The sequence below is a fragment of the Variovorax sp. J22P240 genome (assembly GCF_030316855.1).
In the GTDB taxonomy this organism is placed as follows: Bacteria; Pseudomonadota; Gammaproteobacteria; order Burkholderiales; family Burkholderiaceae_C; genus Variovorax.
In genome coordinates, this window is the sequence record NZ_JASZYR010000001.1 from 178,667 (window position 1) to 199,120 (window position 20,454).

The following is a 20,454-nucleotide window of genomic DNA, read 5'->3' on the forward strand; positions in this document are numbered from 1 at the left end:
ATGTCTTCCTCCAACGCGACCGCCGCCACGACCACCCTGGGCTCCGATGCCAAACTGATCGGCCTGGTCGGCTTGGCGCACGCCATCAGCCATTTCAGCCAACTCGTGCTGCCGCCGTTGTTCCCATGGCTCAAGGATGCGTTCAACGTGAGCTACACCGAACTCGGCGCGGTGCTCACTGTGTTTTTCGTGGTCTCGTGCATCGTGCAGGCGGCCTCGGGTTTCATCGTCGACAAGCTGGGCCCGCGGCCGGTGCTGTTCGTCGGGCTCGGGATGCTGGGTCTCGCCGCCTTCGGCTATGCGCTGGCGCAGAGCTACTGGATGCTGCTCGGCTGTGCCGTCGTGGCGGGCGTGGGCAACGGGGTGTTCCATCCGGTCGACTACACACTGTTCAATCGCAAGGTCGCGCCGACGCGGCTCGGACATGCCTACAGCGTCCACGGCATCACCGGCAGCCTCGGCTGGGCGCTGGCGCCGGCGTTCGTGGTGCCGTTGGCGATGGCCTTCTCGTGGCGCGTGGCGCTCGCCTCCGCGGGCGTGGTGGCCGTGGTCGTGATGCTCATCCTCTGGGCCTATCGCAGCGTGCTGTCGCTGGACGTGAAGGCGGTGCACAAGGCGGCAGGCGCCGACGTGGCTGCAGGCAGCGAATTCGCGTTCCTGAAGATTCCCGCGGTGTGGATGTGCTTCGGCTTTTTCTTCTTCTACGCGATGGCATTGAGCGTGGTGCAGACCTTCGCGCCCGCTGCGGCAGGGCGTCTGCACGCGGTGCCGGTGACGCTGATCGCCATCTGCCTGACCGTCTACATGGTCGCCAGTGCGGCAGGCATGGTGGTGGGTGGCTTCCTCGCGTCCGACCCGTCGCGCTGCGAGCGCGTCGTCGGCGCGGGTTTCGGCGTGGCAGCGTCTATTGCGCTCGTACTCGCGCTGGCGGACTTCGCGCCCTTCCTGGTGCCGGTGATGTTCGGCGCGATGGGCTTTGCAACCGGCATCGCGGGGCCATCGCGCGACCTGCTGGTCAAGCGCTCGACGCCGGCGAATGCTTCGGGCCGCGTCTATGGCGTCGTCTATGCGGGCCTGGATATCGGGCAGGCCGTGGCGCCGCTGATCTTCGGCCGGCTGATGGACCACGGCAAGTACGCGAGCGTGATCGTCGGCCTGGCGGTGGTGCAGGGCGTGCTGATCGCCAGTGCGTTCAACGTGAGACGCGTCCGGCGCGAAGCGCTGGTGCCCGTCTCAGCCTGAAGCGCGACCGGCTTTGTCGCTCTACCTGATCGTCGCGCTGGGCGCGGTGGTGGCTGGCTTCGTGCAGGGCCTGTCGGGCTTTGCGTTTTCCATGGTCTCGATGTCGATCTGGGCATGGACGGTGGACCCGAAGCTTGCGGCAGTGCTGGCGACCTTCGGCGGGCTCACCGGGCAGATCATCGCGGCGGTGACGACGCGGCGCGGCTTCGACAAGGCGTTGCTGCTGCCTTTCATCCTGGGCGGGCTGGTCGGCCTGCCGGTCGGTGTCTGGCTGCTCCCGCGACTCGACGTGCCCCTGTTCAAGGCCTGTCTCGGCAGCTTGCTGGTGATCTGGTGCCCGGCGATGCTGATGGCGCGAAATCTGCCGAGGATCACCGTGGGCGGACGGGTTGCCGACGCCGTCACAGGGATGCTCGGCGGCGTGTGCGGTGGCCTGGGCGGCTTCACGGGCGCGATCCCGACCCTCTGGTGCACGCTGCGCCGCCTGGACAAGGACGTGCAGCGTGCCGTGATCCAGAACTTCAATCTCTCGATGCTGGCGGTCGCCTTTGCGCTCTATCTGGGCGCAGGCATGGTCAGCGCTGCGATGGTGCCCCTGCTCGGGATCGTCGCGCTGGCGGTGCTGGTGCCCGTGCTGCTCGGCGCCCGGCTCTATGCAGGCCTCAGCGAGGCGGCTTTCCGGCAGATCGTTCTGGGGCTGTTGACTTTGTCGGGCGTGGCGCTTCTGGCTTCGTCGCTTCCCGTGCTGTTCGCTCGCGCCGGTTGAGGCCGCGGGAATGCGTCATGGCTTGGGAAGGATCTCGAGCACCTGCTCCGCAGGCCGGCACAAGCGCGTGCCGATCGGCGTGGCGACGATCGGGCGGTTCATGAGGATCGGGTGCTCGACGATGAAATCCAGCAGTTGGTCGTCGGTCCACTTCGGGTCGCCGAGGCCGAGCTCGTCGTAGGGCGTTCCCTTCTGACGCAGGATGTCGCGCACCGGAACGCCCATCGCCGTCACGAGCTCATGCAACTGCGCCTTGGTCGGTGGCGTCTTGAGGTACTGGACCACTTCGGGTTCGAAGCCGTTGTCGCGGATCAGGGCCAGCGTGTTGCGCGAGGTGCCACACGCGGGGTTGTGGAAGATGGTGATGGAGGAAGACTTGGGTTGCATCGCGCCATTTTGCGCGGAACTCAAGCGGCGATCAGCGCCTCCACGCGCCGAAGTCCTTCGATGGTCTTGACGCAGGCTTCCGCCGCCTCGGTGCCCTTGACCGCGAAATGGGCGTGGAAGTACTTGCGGTGCTCCACGTGCTCGTGGAAGTGGTGCGGCGTGAGCACCGCCGAGAGGATCGGCACGTTGGTCTCGAGTTGCACCGTCATTAACGAATTCACCACCGTGCTGGCGACGAATTCATGGCGGTAGATGCCGCCGTCGACCACCAGCGCGCAGCCGACGATGGCGGCGTAGCGGCCCGAGGTGGCGAGCCGCTTGGCATGCAGCGGGATCTCGAATGCACCGGGTACGTCGAACACGTCGATGGTGTCGAGCGGCACGCCCTGCCGCTTCATTTCGGCGAGGAAGGCGTCGCGCGCCTGGTGGACGATGTCCGAATGCCACTGCGCCTGCACGAAGGCGATGCGCTGCCCGCGCGGGGCGTCCGATGCGGGGATGGCGGAAAGGGGAAGGTCGTTGATCTGACTCATGGTGTGCCTTTTGAAGGATTTCCTGAATCAGGGCGCACGAACCCGAGGCCCGGCACGCGCGTGAACACGCCTGCCCGACAACAGGATCGCGCTCTCTTTCATCCGGACTGTGACCGTCGGCCCCGGGATCTCACCAGGTCTGCTGACCCTGCGGCGCATGGCGCGCCGCAGGCGCTCGCGGGCTCGTGCGGCTCTCGCCGCCATCACCGCCGGTGGGGAATTGCACCCCGCCCTGAGAACGCTTGCTCCGGCCTGAGCCGGAACGACGCAGATTCTAGGCAAAGCGGCAAAAGCGCGCTGTCACGGAAGCGGCAAGACCCCCGAATGCGGGCGGGGATCGGGGCGTCCGGCGAGAAACACCGTCATTCGCTGCAACTCGTCATCGAGCGCCGCCCGGAACGCGGGGCCCGTCGGCTTCTTGACGGCAAAGCCGAAGGCCGGCTGCAACTGCCCTTGGTGAGTCGACACATTGGCCCACCCCATGACGCGATCGTTCAGCAGCAGCGGCAAGGCGTAGTAACCAAACTGGCGCTTCGGCGCTGGCGTGTAGGCCTCGAACTTGTATGTCCAGTTCCACAACAGCTCGAAGCGACGCCGGTCCCACACCACGGGGTCGAAGGGCGCGAGCAGACGGAGCGCGTCGTCAGGCGCGTGGCGCCGAGAGGCCGGGTTCTCGTCGGCGGGCCAGTACCAGGTCGTGCCGTCGATGCGGCAACTCGCGAACTTGTCGCGCGCCAGGCGCAGGGCCGTCTGCGTCTGCGCGGCGAGATGCGGTGCGCCGTAGCCCAGCAGGCGCACGAGGTAGGTCAGGCTCGAAGACGGCAGAGGCGCGTATTTGCGCACCACCAGATCGATCAGGGCCGCCGCGCGTTGCGCACGGGCGGTCGTGCTGTCGTCTGCGGGAGGATGCGTCACCGCTTCATAGATCCGCGTGCCGCCTTCGCGCCGTTTCACACGCAGCATGCCGCGGTAGTGCATGCCATCGAGCAGATGCGTGCTTGCGTTGCTCGAGCCGCCCCAGTAGTTCTTCACTCGCCCGTGCGCGAAATGCTGCTCCACCAGCCGCGGATGCACAGGTCCGTGCTCTCGCACGAAGGCCAGCACATCGGCGGCCTTGCGTCGTGTCTCGGCGTCCCAGGCGCTGGCCGCCTCGCGCGGATGCATGAGCGCCAGATGCTCGCGCGGCAGGAAGCCGTAGTTGACGAGGCAGTCCTCTTCGATCGGCAGTTGCGCGTAGCGCCGTTCCAGATCGCCGGCCCGATAGTCCTTGACGCGGTGGCGCAGTGTCAGGTCCTGTGCACGCGCAGGCGCACGAATCGGATCGGCCTGCACGAAGCCGAGCCGCCGAATGGCTTGCGGCAGGGAGGTGGCGTTGAAGAGGGTGCGCGCTACCGCGTAGCGGCGCAGGTCATCGAGGGTCGGTGCGGCCATGCTGCGAATTGCAGCACAACCGCGCGCGTCAGACAGCCTCCCGGTGTCGCTGGATGCAAGTGTCCAGCGTCTCCTCGCCTGAGCGCTTCCACCAGTCCAGCACCGAGAAAATCTCGACCTCGCTGAAGCCCTGGAAGCCGGCCGCCTCGACCCAGCCGCGGATCTTCTTCAGCTCGACCACGCCGTCGCCCATCATCCCGCGGTCGGAGAGCAGATCGCGCGTGGGCGTGAGCCAGTCGCATACGTGGTAGGCGAGCAGGCGTTCCTTGCCGGCGCGGGCGATCTGCTGCTGCAGCTTCGGATCCCACCACACGTGATAGATGTCGAGCGCGACGCCGAGCATGCCGGAGCGTGCCGGATCGAGTTCGTCGCAGAGATCGAGCGCGTGCTCCATCGTGTTGACGCAGGCGCGGTCGGCGGCCTGCATCGGATGCAGGGGCTCGATGGCGAGCGGCATGCCGACTTCGCGGGCGTAGTCGAGCGACGCCGAGATGCCGTCGCGCACTTCGCCGCGTGCTCGGCCGATGTCCTTGTAGAGCGCATTGCCGTCCAGCGCGCCGGGCAAGGCGCCGACGACCAGCACGAGGCAGGGTGCGTCGAGCGTCTTTGCTTCGTCGATGGCCCGGCGGTTGTCGTCGAGCGCGGCCTTCAGTCCGGCTGCATCGGGCGCGGGAAAGAAGCCGCCGCGGCAGTAGCCTGACAGCCCGATGCCTTGTGCCTTGAGCTGCTTCGCGATCCTGTCGAGCCCGACCGCCGCGACCTGGTCACGCCAGGGGCTGATGGCGCGGACGCCACGCGCGGCGCACTGGTCGATGATGCGATCGAGTGGCACCTCCGCGCCGAGCTGCTTGCGGATCGTCGCGGTGTTGATCGACAGCCAGTCGTGGTTCTGCGAGAAGTCGCGCATGGCTGAATCAACCTTCGACGCCGTGCAGCGCCAGCAGAGTCTTCATGCGCCGAACCGCCAGCTCCGACTGCTCGAGCAGATTGGCCGCGTCAGCCAGCCGGAACAGTTCCGCGAAATGCTGCAGCGAGCGTGTGCTTTGCTGGCCACCGACCATCGTGAAGTGGCTCTGGTGACCGTTGAGCCAGGCCATGAAGACCACGCCCGTTTTGTAGAAGCGCGTCGGCGCCGCAAAGATGTGGCGCGACAGCGGCACTGTCGGGCCGAGGATGGCGTGGAACTTCTCGATGTTGCCTTGCGCAAGTTCGCCCAATGCGGCGCTCGCGGCCGGCGCGATCGCGTCGAAGATGCCCAGCAACGCATCGCTCTTGCCGTGCGTAGGCTCGTTGCCATGGCCGTCACCGGCGATCAGTTCCGCGTAGTTGAAGTCATCCCCGGTGTACATGCGAACGCCGCGCGGGAGACGGCGACGCATTGCGATTTCCTTGTCCTTGTCGAGCAGGGAGATCTTGATGCCGTCGACCTTGTCCGGATGCGCCGCGATGATGCCGAGCGCGGTATCCATGGCGCGGTCGACGTCGGCCGTGCCCCAGTAGCCGGCGAGCGCCGGGTCGAACATGTCCCCGAGCCAATGCAGCACCACGGGTTGCTTCGCTTGGGACAGGATGCGGTCGTACACGCGCTCGTAGTCGGAGGGGCTCTTCGCGACGCGGGCGAGCGCGCGGCTCGCCATGACGATCAGCTTGCCGCCGAGCGCCTCGATCGCCGCCATCTGCTCCTCGTAGCCGCGGATCACGTCGTCGACGTTCTTGACCTCGTCGAGGTTCAGATGATCGGTGCCGCAACCGGAGGCGACCAGCGCACCGGGAACATCCTTGGCGGCGTCGAGCGAGCGGCGGATCAGTTCGAGCGAGGTCGGCCAGTCGAGGCCCATGCCGCGCTGCGCGGTGTCCATGGCTTCGGCGACGCCCAGGCCCAGAGACCAGAGGTGGCGCCGGTAGTCGATGGTCGCGTCCCAGTCGACCGCACATTGCAGCCAGGGATCGACGGCAGCCAGCGGATCGGCAACGACGTGCGCGGCCGAATAGGCGATGCGGTTGAACTTGGCGCCCGTCGGCGGCTTCACCGGCGTGGTGCCGCGCAGCGTGTAGGGCGCGAGCGCGCCGCTCGCGGTGGGGAGGGTGAGTGCGATGGCCATGGCGTGACTCAGATCTTCAGCGTGGGCACGTCGACCCAGCGACGGTCCTTCCAGCTTTCGAGCGCGGTCTCGACCAGTTGAACGCCCTTGGCGCCTTCGGGCAGCGTCCACTTGTAGGGCGCGTTCTCGACCACGTGGCGAATGAAGTGTTCCCACTGGATCTTGAAGCCGTTGTCGTAGACCTGCGAGTCCGGGATCTCCTGCCACTGGTCGAAGAAGTTCATGGTCTGCTTCTCGTCCGGATTCCACACGGGGCGCGGCGTCGCGACGCGCGATTGCGCGCGGCACGACGACAGGCCCGCCACGGCGGAGCCGTCGGTGCCGTCCACGTGGAAGGTCACCAGATCGTCGCGGCGTACGCGCGTGACCCAGCTCATGTTGATCTGCGCGATCACCGGCTCGCCGTTGTGGCCCTTGAGTTCGCAGGTGGCATAGGCCGCGTCGTCGGCGGTGGCTTCGTAGGGCTTGCCTTCCTCGTCCCAGCGCTTGGGGATGTGCGTGGCGCCGATGCAGGACACCGACTGCACTTCGCCGAACAGGTTGTCCAGCACATAGCGCCAGTGGCACATCATGTCCAGGATCATGCCGCCGCCGTCTTCCTTGCGGTAGTTCCACGAGGGGCGCTGGATCGGCTGCAGGTCGCCTTCGAACACCCAGTAGCCGAACTCCAGGCGCACCGAGAGCATGCGGCCGAAGAAGCCCGCGCGGCGCAGCATGTCGAGCTTGCGCAGGCCGGGCAGGAAGAGCTTGTCCTGCACCGCGCCGTGCTTCAGGCCCGAGCCTTCGGCGAGACGGGCGATCTCGACCGCTTCGTTGAGGTTGGTCGCGATCGGCTTCTCGCAGTAGACGTGCTTGCCGGCGCGGATGGCCTTGGCCAGCAGCGTCGGGCGCATCTGCGTGGTACCGGCGTCGAAGAAGATCGTGTCGTCCTTGTTCTCCAGTGCGAGGTCGAGGTCGGTCCCCCAGCGTGTGATGCCGTGGGCCTTGGCCAGCGCCTCGATCTTCTCGGCATTGCGGCCGATGAGGATGGGGTCGGGCATGACCTTGTCGCCATTCGAGAGTGTCACGCCGCCTTGCGCGCGAATCGCGACGATGGAGCGGATCAGGTGTTGGTTCATGCCCATGCGTCCGGTGACGCCGTGCATGATGATTCCGAGTCTTTGCTGTGCCATGGATTTCTCTCCGCTGAGTGTGTGGGTTAGTTGGTTGGCGAGAGGCCGGCGGCCTTCACCAGGGTGGCGTTGCTTGCGATTTCGTCCTTGATGTAGGCGTCGAACTGCTCGGGCTTGAGCGTCCATGCATCCGCGCCGAGCTTCAGGAAGCGCTCCTTGACTTCGGGACTGGCGAGCGCTTTGGCGACTTCATCGTGCAGGCGGTTGACGATGTCGCGCGGCGTCTTGGCGGGCGCCATCATCCCGATCCAGAAGTTGAATTCGGAGCCGGGCACGCCGGCTTCGGCGGTCGTAGGCACATCGGGCAAAGCAGCGGCGCGCTGCGGCGAGCCCACGGCCAGTGCGACCAGATGGCCTTCCTTGATCTGACCGATGACCGGCGCGATGGGCGAGAAGTAGTAGTCGACGCGGCCCGACAGCACTTCGGTCACGGCATCGGCCGAGCCCTTGAAGGGAATGTTGGTCGCGTCGATCTTTGCGGCCAGCTTGAACTTCTCGGCGTTGAGATGGGTAGCGCTGCCCTGGCCGGCGGACGCGAAGTTGATGGTGCCAGGCTTGGCCTTGGCGGCGGCGACCAGTTCCTTCAGCGTCTTGATGTTCTTGGCCGGAGAGATCACGAGCGCGTTCGGCAGCGTGGAAATCGGTGTGACGCCGGCGAAGTCGCCCACCGTGTCGAAGGGCAGTTTCGCGAAGGTCGACGGGCTCACCGTGTGCGACGACGAGTGGATCATGATCGTGTAGCCGTCGGGCGCGGCCGTTGCTACGGTCTGCTGGCCGATGGTGCCGCTGGCGCCGCCGCGGTTGTCGATCACGAGCGTCTGGCCCATGCTCGCGCCCATCTTGTCGGCGATGGCGCGGGCGATGATGTCGGTGGTGCTTCCGGCCGCGAACGGGACGATCACGCGGATCGGCTTGTTGGGGTAGCCGTTCTGCGCGGCTGCGCCGAACGAGGTCGTGAGCGCGAGGCAGGCCAGGAAGGCGGCACGTCGAGTGAATTGCATGATGTCTCTTTGGGAGTTGGAAGAAAAAACGGGCGGCTACACCAGGGCAGGCGCTTGCGAAAGGGGCTGCAGGCTGTCGAAGTCGGGGTCGGCGCAGTGCGCGAAGCCGGGTCGCCCGAGTGAGGCGATGGCCAGGCGGCCGTCGCGAATGGAGAGGCGGGGCCGGCCTGCGCTGGTTTCGTACAGGTCGCTGTGTGCGGAGGCGAAGCCGGCCTGTTCGTCGGACGGCGCGTCGCCGAAGCCGTCCACATAGTGATGGCCGTTTCGCTCGCAGTGCGAGAGGCCGAGCAGCGACGCGAGCGCAAGGTCCTGCTGCACGGCCAGCCCGGCCTGGCAAGTCAGATCCTCGGCGGACATGAAGAAGAGTTTGTCGCTTCCTCCGTCGGAGAGATTCCACTGATCACAGCGTGCCCGGTTGATGACGGCCTTGTAGAGACCCTTGCAGGCCTTGCTCGATACGCCGCGCCAGCCGTGCTGGCGGCCGGTGACGAATGCGTCGAGCGTGCCGTCGGCCTCATCGAGCAGCAGCGGGGCCGGCGAATGGAGCGCGACGAGCGATGAATCCATGCTCGCCTCGCGCGGCAGGGGTTGTTCGAGGTAAAGCAGCGCGTCGGGCCGTGCGGCCAGCCGAGGCAGCGAGCGCAGGCCATCGCACAGCGCGCGCAGCGCATGCGAATCGGTGTATTGCTCGTTGCCGTCGAGCGTGAACCGGTAGCCCGGCGCCACCGTGTCCAGCGTCGTGAGCACTGCATCGAGTCGTGTGAGGTCGGCTTCTGGCTGACCGCCGAGCTTGATCTTGAAGAAGCGATGGCCGTAGCGGCGCACGACGGCCGGCAGGCTGGTCGGCAAACCTGCGGCGTCCGTACTGTCGCCTTCGCGTGCATCGAGCATGCCCACGGTGTGTCGCGCGTGCAGATGGGAGGAGGGCGCGAGCTTGGCGAGCCACGCGTTCCAGTCCCATCCGCGCAAGTCGTCGACCAGCGACGCATCGCCGATGCCGACCAGATTGCGCTGGAATGCGGTGTAGACCGGGATCTGCATGGCGCGGCACAGTGCATCCAGCACCGCGCGGTCCAGCACGGCCTGGCCGAAGGCGGTGGAGAGTGCGGTCATGCCGAGGGCTGCACCGTGCGCCATCAGCGCGTCGTAATGGCGCGCGAACAACGCAAAGGCCGGTAGCGGCGCGCCGGATTGGTACGCGTCCGCTGCGGCCTCCAGCGCCTGCTGAAGGTGGTGCACGTTGTCGGCCTGGCTGAAGCCTTCGCGCTTGTCGAACCAACGGGGCACCATCAGTTCCGCGGCCCAGCCCTCGGCGGCGCCGTGCGTGCCGCAGTCGACGGTGGCGCGCACGAAGACCTGGGGACAGCGCGTGAGCGTGACGGCGCCGAACTTGAACGGCAGGCGCAGCGTCATCGGCCGCACGCCGAATTCGACGGCCAGCACTCGAACCGGCGGCGCGAAGGATGAAGTCACAGCAGACACGGCGGAAGCCCTAGTGCGCGTCGAGGTTGCCCTGCGCGAAGAAGTGCGCGCGCAGGGTGCGGGCGTAGGAGGCAAAGCGTTCGGTGCCCATCACATCGATCGGGCGAGGGCGCGGCAGATCGATGTCGTAGATGGCGGCGATCGAACCGGGGCGCTCGCTCATCACGATCACGCGATCCGAGAGGAAGATGGCCTCCGGGATGCTGTGCGTGATGAGCAGCACGGTCTTCTTCGATGCGGACCAGATGCGCTGCAGTTCGAGGTTCATCTTCTCGCGCGTCATCGCATCGAGTGCGCCGAAGGGCTCGTCCATCAGCAGCACGGAAGGATCGTGCAGCAACGCGCGGCAGATCGAGGCGCGTTGCTGCATCCCGCCGGAAAGCTGCCACGGGTACTTGTTCTCGAAGCCCGTGAGCCCCGCCATCTTCATCAACTCGCGTGCGCGTTCGCGCGCGGCCGCCTTGGGCAGATGACGGATCTCGGCCTGCAACAGGATGTTGTCCTCGACGCTGCGCCAAGCCAGCAGCAACGCGCTCTGGAACACGATTCCCACGTCCTTCTGCGGACCCTTGATCGGCTGGCCGGCGAGGCTCAGCGTGCCGCCGCTGATCGGCAGTAGTCCTGCCACCATCTTCAGGAGCGTGCTCTTGCCGCAGCCCGACGGGCCGACGACGGAGACGAATTCGCCTTCGCGGATCGAGAAGTCGAGCGGTTTCAGTGATTCGACCGGGCCGTCCTTGCTTTGATAGGTCTTCGAGACGCCGCGCGCTTCGATCAGTTTTTCATGGGCCATGGAAAGCGGGGAAGTGAGAGCGCGCGGAGGCAGGATCAGTTGGTCGGCAGGAAGTCGAGCGTCACGTAGTCTTCAGGCTTGCCGCGCGTTGCCGCGTCCATGCCGCCGTACTGCACGAGCAGGTCGAGCGAGTCGTTGACGTCCTTCATCGAGACGCGGTACGGGCGCTGGTTGGTCGTGTCCTTGGTGTGATAAAGCGCCACGCTCTGCTTCATGCCGACGATGAGCGTGTCGCGCACGCCGGCCTTCGGGTTGGCCTTCAGCATTGCGTCGACCGCGGCCGCCGGGTCTTTCTCCGCGGCTTCGGCAGCGCGCGTGGAGGCGCGCATGAAGCGCTTCACGAGATCGGGGTTCTCGGTCAGCAGGTTCTTGTTGGTGATGATCCCGGAGCTGATCTGGTTGACGCCGGAGTCGGCGAAGCGGATCGGCGTGACGGACTTGCCCGTCGCGTCCTGCAGCTTGATCGCCTGGTCCATCACGTAGCCAAGCAGCAGGTCTGCCTGCCCGGTTGTCACCGCATTGAGCTTGGTCTGGGCGTCGCCCGAGACGATCTTCACCTGGTCGGCCTGGATGTTGTTGGCCTTCAGGAAGAGTGGCCACATCTGCGACATCGAGTCGCCCGGCGTGACCGCCACTGTCTTGCCGATGATGTCCTTCGGGGTCTTGATGTTCTTCTCGGAGAAGCCCATCACGGACATTGGGCTGACCTGAAACAGCACGCCCGTCGACTTGAGCGGTGCGCCCTTGGCGGCTGCCTTGATCATCGTCGTGACGTCGATGTAGCCGAAGGTCGCCGACTTGGCGGCCACGGCCTGTGCGGTGACGGCGGAGCCCCGGCCTTCCTGGATGTCGAGATCGATGCCTTCTTCCGCGTAGTAGCCGCGTTCCTTGCCGAGAAAGAAGGGTGCATGCTCGCTGTAGAGATACCAGTTGAGCATCAGCGTGACCTTGTCCTGCGGCTTGTTCTGCGCGTGCGCGGGAGTCATGGCGAGCGCCAGGGCCGTGGCGGCGCCTGCCAGCAGCGAAGGAAGCAGTTTCTTCATGGTTGTCTCCTGGTTGGATGTTGTTGCGACGGGACTCACTGGGCGTGGCGCTGCGAGGCGTGCCACGGAATCATCAGCCGCTCGACCAGGTCGACGGCCACGAACAGGATCACGCCGATGCTCGAGAGCACCACCAGCGCGGCGAACATCAGCGGCAGGTCGAAGTTGCCGTTGGCCACCTGCAGCACGTAGCCGATGCCGGAGTTGGAACCGACGAACTCGCCGACCACCGCGCCGACGACGGCGAGGGTCACGGAAACCTTGAGGCCGCTGAAGATCGCGGGCAGGGCCTGCGGCAGGCTGATCTTGAAGAAGGTCTGCAGGCGGCTGGCACCCATCGAGCGTGCGAGGTCGAGCATGTCGGGCTCGACCGACTTGAAACCCATCACCGTGGAAACCACGACCGGAAAGAAGCCCAGCAGGAAGGCCGAGATCACCTTCGGAAAGATGCCGAAGCCGAACCACACCACGAACAGCGGCGCAATTGCGACCTTGGGGATGCTCTGCGAAAACACGAGCAACGGATAGACGAAGGACTCCACCACACGCGAGTAGGCGATCACCATGGCCATCGGGATGCCGATGACGATGGTGAGGCCGAAGCCGCCGAGCGTCGCCAGCGTGGTCTTCCAGCTTTCGGAGAGGAGGCGCGGCCACTCGGCGACCAGCTGTTGCACGACCTGCAGCGGCGGGGGAATGAGATAGGCCGGAATCCTGAACAGGCGGATCGCGAGGTCCCACAGCACCAGCAGCATCAGGATGAGCAGGAAGGGCCGCAATGCAGGCGAAAGCAGGACGTTGCGAAGCATCGGCAGGACTTTGTTGGACCGTGAAACCGGTGGCTTGGAATGGCCGCGCCGTGCTTCCAATTCACCGGAAAGTGAATTAACGATTCTAGAAAGTCCACCGGGCCCGTCAACCGGCGGGCCCCTAGGAGATACCCGTATCAGCGCAGCACGTAGCCGAGGACGAGTTCGGTCATGTGCGACAGACGCTGCGCCATGGCCTTGGGCGCGCGCAGGTTCCGGCCGAAGACGGCCGACAGCGTGTCGTTGTTCGACAGGTAGAAGTAGCAGAGCGAGGCGATCGAGATGTAGAGCTGCACGGGGTCCACGCCGGCACGAAAGAGGTTGTCGCGCTTGCCGCGCTCCAACACGTCGTCGAGCAATTGGACCAACGGCGAGTTCATCTCCTGGATGCGCTCGGAGCGCTTGAGGTGGGCGGCGCGATGCAGGTTCTCGCTATTGAGCAGGGTGATGAATTCCGGGTGCTCGAGGTAGTAGTGCCAGGTGAAGGAGATCAGCCTTCGGATGGCCTCGACCGGTTCGACCTCATCGAGATGCAGGCGTTGCTCGGCCTGGCGGATGTCAGCGTAGGTGCCCTCAAGCACCGCGAGGAAGAGATCGTCTTTGCTGCCGAAATAGTAGTAGATCAGCCGCTTGTTCAGTCCCGCGCGCGCGGCAATGCTGTCCATGCGGGCGCCGGCCAGGCCACGCTGTGCGAATTCATCGCGCGCCGAGGCGAGGATCGCGAGTTGCGAGCGGTCGGCATCGCGCGAACGCGGCTCCGCGGGTGCCGTGGGTTGGGCTTTCATGGGAGCGAATTTAACCAATTGGGGAATTAAGGCAAGCTGATGCAAGGCGCGCAGATAATCCGCGCAACCCTATTGCAGCAGAGAGGCGCAACGCACATGAACTCATCACAACCCGCAGGCCACCTGATCGTCGAATGCCTGGTCGAACAAGGTGTCGAACTGGCCTTCGGGGTCCCGGGGGAGAGTTTTCTCGCGGTGCTCGACGGCTTTCATGCCTACGGCGAGCGCATCCGCTTCATCGTCAATCGCCAGGAGGGCGGCGCCGCGTTCATGGCCGAAGCGCACGGCAAACTGACAGGCCGGCCAGGTGTCTGCTTCGTCACGCGCGGGCCGGGCGCCACCAATGCATCGATCGGCGTGCACAACGCCTTCCAGGATTCGACGCCGATGGTGCTGTTCGTCGGCGATGTCGGCAGCGACTTTCGCGACCGTGAGGCTTTCCAGGAAGTCGACTACGGCAGTTTCTTCGGTCCGAGCACCAAGGGTTTCGCCAAGCGTGTGGAGCGCATCGACGACGCGAACCGTATCCCCGAATACATCGCACGCGCCTTCGCCACGGCGATGAACGGACGCCCGGGCCCGGTCGTGGTCGTGCTGCCCGAGGACATGCTGCGCGCCACGACGACGGCTCGGCCGCTGCGGCGGGTGGAGGCGGTGGAGCCATGGAGCGATCCCGGCGCGTTGCGCACCTTGCGCGAGCTACTGCTGAAGTCGCAGCGCCCGCTGGTGATCGCGGGTGGCGGTGGATGGACGCCGCAGGCCGCGCAGGCCCTCCAGCGCTTCGCGGAGAACTGGAAGCTACCAGTCGCGAATGCCTTCCGCTTTCAGGACACCTTCGACAACCATCACCCGCTCTACGCAGGCGACGTCGGCATCGCGATCAATCCGAAGCTGGCCGAGCGTGTCAGGCAAAGCGATCTGGTCATCGCGATCGGCCCGCGGCTCGGCGAGATGACGACCAGCGGCTACACGCTGCTCGAAGCGCCGAAGCCGAAGCAGACCCTGGTGCACATCCACGCGAGCGCTGAAGAGCTCAACCGGGTCTACCAGGCGGACCTCGCCATCAACGCCGGCATGAGTTCGGCCGCGCGAAGCCTCGAAGTGCTGAGTGCGCCGACCGAGTTGCCCTGGGAGGCTTGGACCGCCGCAGCGAATGCCGACTACCTCGCGAACCTGGAGCCGCAAGCGCTGGCCGGACTTCCGCCGGAGACGCCACGTGGCGCGGTCGACATGGTCGAGGTCGTTGCGCTGCTGCAGAAGCACCTGCCGCCGGACGCGGCCATCACCAACGGCGCAGGCAACTTCGCCAGCTGGGTGCATCGCTACTTCCGCTACCACGGCCTGGCGAAGGGCCACAAGACGCAGCTCGCGCCCACCAGCGGCGCGATGGGCTACGGCGTGCCCGCAGGCATCGCGGCCAGCATCGCGACCGGCCGCATCGCCTTCACCATTGCCGGCGACGGTGACTTCCTGATGAACGGGCAGGAACTGGCGACGGCTTCGCAACATGGCGGCAAGAGCATCATCGTGCTGCTCAACAACGGCATGTTCGGCACGATCCGCATGCACCAGGAGCGGGAGTACCCGACGAAGGTAAGTGGCACAGCATTGCGCAACCCGGACTTCTGCGCCTTGGCCCAGGCCTACGGTTACGCCGCCGAGCGCGTGACCGAGACCGCGCAGTTCGAGGCGGCGCTGCTGCGCGCACTGGCGGCCGATACGGGCACGCTGATCGAGATTCCGCTGGATCCCGAGGTAATCACCACGCGCGGCACGCTCAGCACGATCACCAAGGCGGCGCAGGCTCGGGGGTGAGGGGGCACCCGCATGGGCGAAAAAAAGCCGGCAGATGCCGGCTTTTTGATTCAGGCGGGTGAGGCGCCCGAGGCTTACTTGACGTGCTTGCCGATCAACGAAGCCAGTTCGAACATCGACACTTGCGGCTTGCCGAAGATCTCCTTCAGCTTGGCGTCGGCGTTGATGTTGCGCTTGTTGGCCTTGTCTTGCAGGTTGTTCTTCTTGATGTAGTCCCACAGCTTGCTCACGACAGCGGTGCGCGGCAGAGGCGTCGAGCCGACCACAGCGGCGAGCGCCGGGCTGGGGGTCAGTGCCTTCATGAACGCAGCGTTGGGAGTGCGCTTTTTTGCGGGAGCAGCCTTCTTCGCAGCAGCCTTCTTGGCCGGAGCCGCCTTCTTGGCGGGTGCTGCCTTCTTTGCAGGAGCCGCCTTCTTTGCCGGTGCTGCCGCCTTCTTGGCCGGAGCGGCCTTCTTCGCGGGAGCTTTCTTGGCCGGAGCCTTCTTTGCAGTTGCCATGGTTGATTTCCTTTTTTGGTTGGACACTTTCACCAATGAAAAGCAGTGTCTCCATCGGCATTGCGGATGCTAAAGGAGAAGAAACGCGTTTCCAAGGGAAAAAGCGGTTTTTTCATTGGGAGCTGTTGTTTTTTCAGAGGGGAGAAGAGGCGCGTTTTCCCTAGGGAGTGCACTTCGATGGCATCAGACTCTGCGCGCCGGCCACGTCGCGAGCACCACGCCGAGCAACGCGAGTGCGAATGCAAGCACCTGGGGGGTCGACAGACTTTCGCCCAGCACGAGCACGCCGACGACGGCGGCGCTCACCGGCAGCATCACCGTGAAGACGCCCGCCTGCGAAGCGGGCACGCCCTTCAGGCCGGTCATCCAGAGCCACACCGTCCAGATGCTCGCTGCCAGTGCGTAGACGACAAGCAGGCTCCAGACGCCGAAGGGGACGGCACCGAAGTCGAAGTGCAGGGCGAACCAGATGCCGAAGGGCGTCGACAGCGCGAAGCCCCACAGGTTGATGAGCGACGAGATGCGCTTGGGTCCGAGCCGTCCCGTGAGCGACTTGCCGATGACCGCATAGGAGGCCTCGCAAACCACGGCGCAGAAGACCAGCAGATTGCCGAGCCATGGCATCTGTGCATACGTTGCATTGCTCGCATGCCCCGTGGCTTGGCCTGGAGCGAGCGCAAGGAGCCCGATGCCGACTGCGGCGCAGGCGATGGCCAACCCGACACGCGGCGTGATCCGCTCGCGCAGGAACATCCAGCTTCCGATGGCCACGACCGCGGGAATGGACGCCATGATCACGCCGGCCGACACCGCGCTCGTGAGGCTCACGCCGAAGAGCATGCAGATCGAGAACATGAAGTTGCCGAGAAAGGACTCGAGGAAGACCAGCCCGCGCGTGTGTGCGGTCATCACGGGCTCTTCCGGTGGCCGCCGAAGCCAATGCGGCATCGCCAACGCTGCGATGCCGAAGCGCAGCCACGCGAGCAGCAACACGGGAAACGCAGCGACCAGCGGCTTGGAAAGCGCGACGTAGCTGCCGACGAGTGACATGCTCAAGGCGAGGCAACCGTAGGCCACCAGGCGGCCCGGTGCAGGGAATGCGGTGTTCAATAGACTGGGAGCGTTGAGAGGACTGATTCGATGATGCCCCAATCCACCAACATGCCTCGGTATGTGTTTGTCTACGGCACGCTGCGCAGCGGGGGGCGCAACGACATCGCACGCTTCCACCCAAAACCGGAGCGCGTGGCCGACGCGCGCATTGCCGGCACCCTGTACGACCTGGGCGCCTACCCCGGAGCGGTGCTGGGTGGACCTGGCGAGGTGTTCGGTGAGATCTATCGCATCACGCCAGAGCTGGAAGCCCAACTCGATGCGCTAGAGGAGGTCAAGCCGGACGGCTCGGGCGAGTACATCAAGCGCGAAGTGCCGGTCGAACCCGACGCAGGTGGCGAAGGGCTGTCTTGCCTTGTCTATGAGATCCATCCTGAACGCGTCCGAGGCCGCAGAGTCATCGCCGGCGGCGATTGGTTCGGCGTGCGCTAACGCGTCGACCTGCGGTTTTCACGCACGAAAAGTTGATTGCGCATTGCGGAATGTTCGAGTGCTGCGCCGCAATATTTTTTCTCAATACAAGAAAATTTATTTCGCATTGAGAAAAAGTCGTGTAACTCATTGATTTTGCTTGATCAAAAATATGTCTTCTATAAGACATAAGAGTCGCGACCTTGCCGTACAGTTACTCCCACGGCGCGACAACGCCACCTCTCAATCAACCCTCGGAGTGACCATGCCCCAGACCATCACAGAACAACTGAGCCGCGAACAACAGATTGCCGCCCTCGAAAAAGAATGGGCGACCAATCCTCGCTGGAAAGGCATCAAGCGCGGCTACAGCGCGGCCGACATCGTGCGCCTGCGCGGTTCCTTCCCGATCGAATACACGGTCGCTCGCCGCGGTGCCGAGAAGCTCTGGGACCTCGTGAACAACGAACCGTACGTCAACTGCCTCGGCGCCCTGACCGGCGGCCAAGCGATGCAGCAGGTCAAGGCGGGCGTCAAGGCGATCTACCTGTCGGGCTGGCAAGTCGCCGCCGACAACAACAGCTACGCCTCGATGTATCCAGACCAGTCGCTGTATCCGGTGGATTCCGTGCCGTCCGTGGTCGAGCGCATCAACAACACCTTCCGCCGCGCGGACGAGATCCAGTGGTCCAAGGGCACGAATCCCGGCGACCAGGGCTACGTCGACTACTTCGCTCCGATCGTGGCCGACGCTGAAGCAGGCTTCGGTGGCGTGCTGAACGGCTTCGAACTGATGAAGGCCATGATCCGCGCCGGCGCCGGCGGCGTGCACTTCGAAGACCAACTCGCCTCGGTCAAGAAGTGCGGCCACATGGGCGGCAAGGTGCTGGTCCCCACCACGGAAGCCGTGCAGAAGCTGATCGCCGCACGGATGGCTGCCGACGTCTGCGGCACGCCGACGCTCGTCATCGCACGGACTGACGCCGAAGCTGCTGACCTGCTGACCAGCGATTACGACGAAAACGACAAGCCCTTCCTGACTGGCGAGCGCACGGCCGAAGGCTTCTACAAGACCAAGAAGGGCATGGACCAAGCCATCTCGCGCGCCATCGCCTACGCCCACTATGCCGACCTGGTGTGGTGCGAGACCGGCACGCCCGACCTGGAGTTCGCCCGCAAGTTCGCCGAAGCCGTGCACAAGGTGCACCCCGGCAAGATGCTGGCGTACAACTGCTCGCCGTCGTTCAACTGGAAGAAGAACCTCGACGACGCGACCATCGCCAAGTTCCAGCGCGAACTGGGTGCGATGGGCTACAAGTACCAGTTCATCACGCTGGCCGGCATCCACTCGATGTGGTTCAACATGTTCGACCTTGCCCAGGACTACGTCGCCCGCGGCATGTCGGCCTATGTCGAGAAGGTGCAAGAGCCTGAATTCGCAGCGCGCGACCGCGGCTACACCTTCGTGTCGCACCAGCAGGAAGTCGGTACGGGCTACTTCGACGAAGTGACCACCGTGATCCAGGGTGGCAAGTCGAGCGTGACGGCCCTGACGGGTTCCACGGAAGAAGAGCAGTTCCACTGATTTTCTCGTGCCGGCTCGCCGGCACGAGTGATCAAGAAGCGCCCGTAAGGGCGCTTTTTCGTTGTTGCCCCAATCAATTGTTGGCCCGCAATTCGCGCACGCTGCGGCCGATGCGCTGGCGAAGCAGCGACCGAAGCGTGACGCCATCGGCATAGCCGACCAGTTCGGCGATTTGCTCGAGGCTCTTTTCGCTGGTCTTGAGCATGTGGACGGCCCGCTCGACCCTCAGATCCTGAAAGTACGAGAGCGGGCTCTTGCCCAGGATCCGGTGCATGCGCCGGGCGAGGGTGCGCTTGCTCGTACCTGCTGCCGAGGCGGCCTCGTCGAGCGAAAAGCCGTCCGCGAGGCGGCCGCGGGCCCATCGCTCGAAGCGCTCGACGGTTGGGTCGGCGTGGCTCAGATGGTCCGTGATCACATACGCGGATTGCGAAGGCCGGGAGTCGACGATGAGGTACTTCGCCACGAGGGCCGAGAGTTCCGGGCTCGCCTGGCGCACCAGGAGCAGTGCCATGTCGATATGGCTCAAAGCGGCTCCGGCGGTGACGAAGGCCCCGGAACTCACGACCATGCGCGATTCGTCGAGCCGAACCGCCGGATAGCGCTGGCGAAACAGAGAGGCCAGCCACCAGGTGGTTGTCGCTTTCTGCTCGTCGAGCAGGCCGGATTCGGCGAGCACGAAGGTGCCTATGCAGGCGGCTGCGATCTTGCCTCCGTGGCCCGCGTGCTCTCGCAGGACTTGGGCGGCATCTGCCACGTCGCGTCGTTGCAGTGCCGTCTGCAATGCGTCCGGCATCTTGTCGCCGATGGCGGGCACGACGATCCAGTCCGCTGCGCCGCCCTCGCTGATCGGGATGACGGGAACCCGAAGACCCTGGAAGGTATGCACCTTCGTCCGCATGGCGACGACGGAGACGTCGAATCGGGCTACGTCGAGAGCCAGCATGCCGGCCAGTTCGTTGGCCGTGCTGAAGACGTCCTGCACCGTGGCAAGACCGGTATCGAACACGCCATCAAGCGCGAGGATGTTCACCTTCATGGCAATAACGATAGCAAAGATGTCAAAAATGCCAATAGAGCGTTTTGATGGCGGGGCATAGAGTCACGTCCGGTGAGCGCGATTTCGCCCACCGTATCCACCGGAGACTCTCATGATCAAGTTCGCATTGTTCGCTCGCCTCGAAGCCAAGCCGGGCAAGGAAGCCGAAGTCCAGCAGTTCCTCGAAGCCGGCCTCGCGATGGCGCGCGACGAAAAGACCACGCCGATGTGGTTCGCCTTGCGCCTGTCGGCCAGCACCTTCGGAATCTTCGATGCGTTCGAAGACGAAGCGGGGCGCCAGGCGCACCTCACCGGCCCGATCGCCCAGGCCCTCATGGCGAAGGCGCCGGACCTGTTCGCCAAGGCACCGACCATCGAGCCGATCGAGGTGCTGGGACTCAAGAACGCAGCCCCTGCATCCTGAGCCGCAGCGGATAGAATCGCCAGTTCC

At 65.1% G+C, this 20,454-nt stretch carries 20 protein-coding genes, 1 pseudogene and 1 riboswitch; of the genes and pseudogenes, 6 read left to right on the top strand and 15 right to left on the bottom strand.

What is annotated here, in order from left to right:
- Together QTI24_RS00905 and QTI24_RS00910 are read left to right on the top strand one after the other, a co-directional pair.
- The gene (locus tag QTI24_RS00905) at nt 1-1,242 is read left to right on the top strand and encodes an MFS transporter (protein WP_286597732.1); all 1,242 of its coding nucleotides are present in this window, start codon (nt 1-3) and stop codon (nt 1,240-1,242) included.
- 13 nt (nt 1,243-1,255) lie between these two features.
- Entirely contained in the window at nt 1,256-2,008 is a 753-nt protein-coding gene (locus QTI24_RS00910; RefSeq protein WP_286597734.1) for a sulfite exporter TauE/SafE family protein, read from the top strand.
- Nucleotides 2,009-2,026: 18 nt separating this feature from the next.
- Here the strand turns inward: QTI24_RS00910 and arsC are convergent.
- The 12 genes and pseudogenes from arsC to QTI24_RS00970 form a co-directional block, all read right to left on the bottom strand.
- Nucleotides 2,027-2,395 (bottom strand): annotated as a pseudogene (arsC, locus tag QTI24_RS00915) (arsenate reductase (glutaredoxin)); the annotation flags it as partial.
- A gap of 20 nt (nt 2,396-2,415) precedes the next feature.
- The gene (locus QTI24_RS00920) at nt 2,416-2,928 is read right to left on the bottom strand and encodes a 6,7-dimethyl-8-ribityllumazine synthase (protein ID WP_286568543.1); all 513 of its coding nucleotides are present in this window, start codon (nt 2,926-2,928) and stop codon (nt 2,416-2,418) included.
- An 86-nt stretch (nt 2,929-3,014) separates the two neighbouring features.
- Nucleotides 3,015-3,172: riboswitch (FMN riboswitch) on the bottom strand.
- Between the two features lie 56 nt (nt 3,173-3,228).
- Nucleotides 3,229-4,359 (bottom strand): DNA glycosylase AlkZ-like family protein, encoded by a 1,131-nt coding sequence (locus QTI24_RS00925; protein ID WP_286597735.1) that lies wholly within the window; start codon nt 4,357-4,359, stop codon nt 3,229-3,231.
- 28 nt (nt 4,360-4,387) lie between these two features.
- Nucleotides 4,388-5,266: a sugar phosphate isomerase/epimerase family protein gene (locus QTI24_RS00930; protein WP_286597736.1), complete on the bottom strand. Its 879-nt coding sequence runs from the start codon at nt 5,264-5,266 to the stop codon at nt 4,388-4,390.
- A 7-nt stretch (nt 5,267-5,273) separates the two neighbouring features.
- Nucleotides 5,274-6,461, bottom strand: a complete 1,188-nt coding sequence (locus QTI24_RS00935; protein WP_286597737.1) for a dihydrodipicolinate synthase family protein — start codon at nt 6,459-6,461, stop codon at nt 5,274-5,276.
- An 8-nt stretch (nt 6,462-6,469) separates the two neighbouring features.
- Nucleotides 6,470-7,633: a Gfo/Idh/MocA family protein gene (locus QTI24_RS00940; RefSeq protein ID WP_286597738.1), complete on the bottom strand. Its 1,164-nt coding sequence runs from the start codon at nt 7,631-7,633 to the stop codon at nt 6,470-6,472.
- Nucleotides 7,634-7,659: 26 nt separating this feature from the next.
- On the bottom strand, nt 7,660-8,634 hold the full coding sequence (locus QTI24_RS00945) for a tripartite tricarboxylate transporter substrate binding protein (protein WP_286597740.1): 975 nt from the start codon (nt 8,632-8,634) through the stop codon (nt 7,660-7,662).
- A 36-nt stretch (nt 8,635-8,670) separates the two neighbouring features.
- Nucleotides 8,671-10,107 (bottom strand): enolase C-terminal domain-like protein, encoded by a 1,437-nt coding sequence (locus QTI24_RS00950; RefSeq protein WP_286597741.1) that lies wholly within the window; start codon nt 10,105-10,107, stop codon nt 8,671-8,673.
- Nucleotides 10,108-10,126: 19 nt separating this feature from the next.
- Nucleotides 10,127-10,909, bottom strand: a complete 783-nt coding sequence (locus QTI24_RS00955) for an ABC transporter ATP-binding protein (protein WP_286597742.1) — start codon at nt 10,907-10,909, stop codon at nt 10,127-10,129.
- 35 nt (nt 10,910-10,944) lie between these two features.
- Nucleotides 10,945-11,952 (bottom strand): ABC transporter substrate-binding protein, encoded by a 1,008-nt coding sequence (locus tag QTI24_RS00960; RefSeq protein WP_286597743.1) that lies wholly within the window; start codon nt 11,950-11,952, stop codon nt 10,945-10,947.
- A gap of 35 nt (nt 11,953-11,987) precedes the next feature.
- Nucleotides 11,988-12,761, bottom strand: coding sequence for an ABC transporter permease (locus QTI24_RS00965; RefSeq protein ID WP_286597745.1), 774 nt, complete (start codon nt 12,759-12,761; stop codon nt 11,988-11,990).
- 137 nt (nt 12,762-12,898) lie between these two features.
- Nucleotides 12,899-13,546, bottom strand: a complete 648-nt coding sequence (locus QTI24_RS00970; RefSeq protein WP_286597747.1) for a TetR/AcrR family transcriptional regulator — start codon at nt 13,544-13,546, stop codon at nt 12,899-12,901.
- Nucleotides 13,547-13,642: 96 nt separating this feature from the next.
- Between QTI24_RS00970 and QTI24_RS00975 the strand changes: the two genes are divergently transcribed.
- Nucleotides 13,643-15,361, top strand: a complete 1,719-nt coding sequence (locus tag QTI24_RS00975) for a thiamine pyrophosphate-binding protein (protein WP_286597749.1) — start codon at nt 13,643-13,645, stop codon at nt 15,359-15,361.
- Between the two features lie 74 nt (nt 15,362-15,435).
- Here QTI24_RS00975 and QTI24_RS00980 read toward each other — a convergent pair whose 3' ends face one another.
- The gene (locus QTI24_RS00980; protein ID WP_286568531.1) at nt 15,436-15,858 is read right to left on the bottom strand and encodes an SWIB/MDM2 domain-containing protein; all 423 of its coding nucleotides are present in this window, start codon (nt 15,856-15,858) and stop codon (nt 15,436-15,438) included.
- A 183-nt stretch (nt 15,859-16,041) separates the two neighbouring features.
- A complete protein-coding gene (locus QTI24_RS00985) occupies nt 16,042-16,968 on the bottom strand; it encodes a DMT family transporter (RefSeq protein WP_286597750.1) in 927 nt (308 codons plus the stop codon).
- A gap of 30 nt (nt 16,969-16,998) precedes the next feature.
- Here QTI24_RS00985 and QTI24_RS00990 point away from each other — a divergent pair, with 30 nt between their 5' ends.
- Both QTI24_RS00990 and aceA read left to right on the top strand, forming a co-directional pair.
- Entirely contained in the window at nt 16,999-17,403 is a 405-nt protein-coding gene (locus tag QTI24_RS00990; protein WP_286597751.1) for a gamma-glutamylcyclotransferase family protein, read from the top strand.
- 244 nt (nt 17,404-17,647) lie between these two features.
- Nucleotides 17,648-18,967: an isocitrate lyase gene (aceA, locus tag QTI24_RS00995; protein ID WP_286597752.1), complete on the top strand. Its 1,320-nt coding sequence runs from the start codon at nt 17,648-17,650 to the stop codon at nt 18,965-18,967.
- A gap of 73 nt (nt 18,968-19,040) precedes the next feature.
- Here aceA and QTI24_RS01000 read toward each other — a convergent pair whose 3' ends face one another.
- Nucleotides 19,041-20,003 carry a GlxA family transcriptional regulator gene (locus QTI24_RS01000; RefSeq protein WP_286597753.1) on the bottom strand — a complete coding sequence of 321 codons (963 nt, stop codon included), beginning with the start codon at nt 20,001-20,003 and terminating at the stop codon, nt 19,041-19,043.
- Between the two features lie 112 nt (nt 20,004-20,115).
- Between QTI24_RS01000 and QTI24_RS01005 the strand changes: the two genes are divergently transcribed.
- Nucleotides 20,116-20,427: a putative quinol monooxygenase gene (locus QTI24_RS01005; protein ID WP_286597754.1), complete on the top strand. Its 312-nt coding sequence runs from the start codon at nt 20,116-20,118 to the stop codon at nt 20,425-20,427.
- The last annotated feature ends 27 nt before the right edge of the window (nt 20,428-20,454 follow it).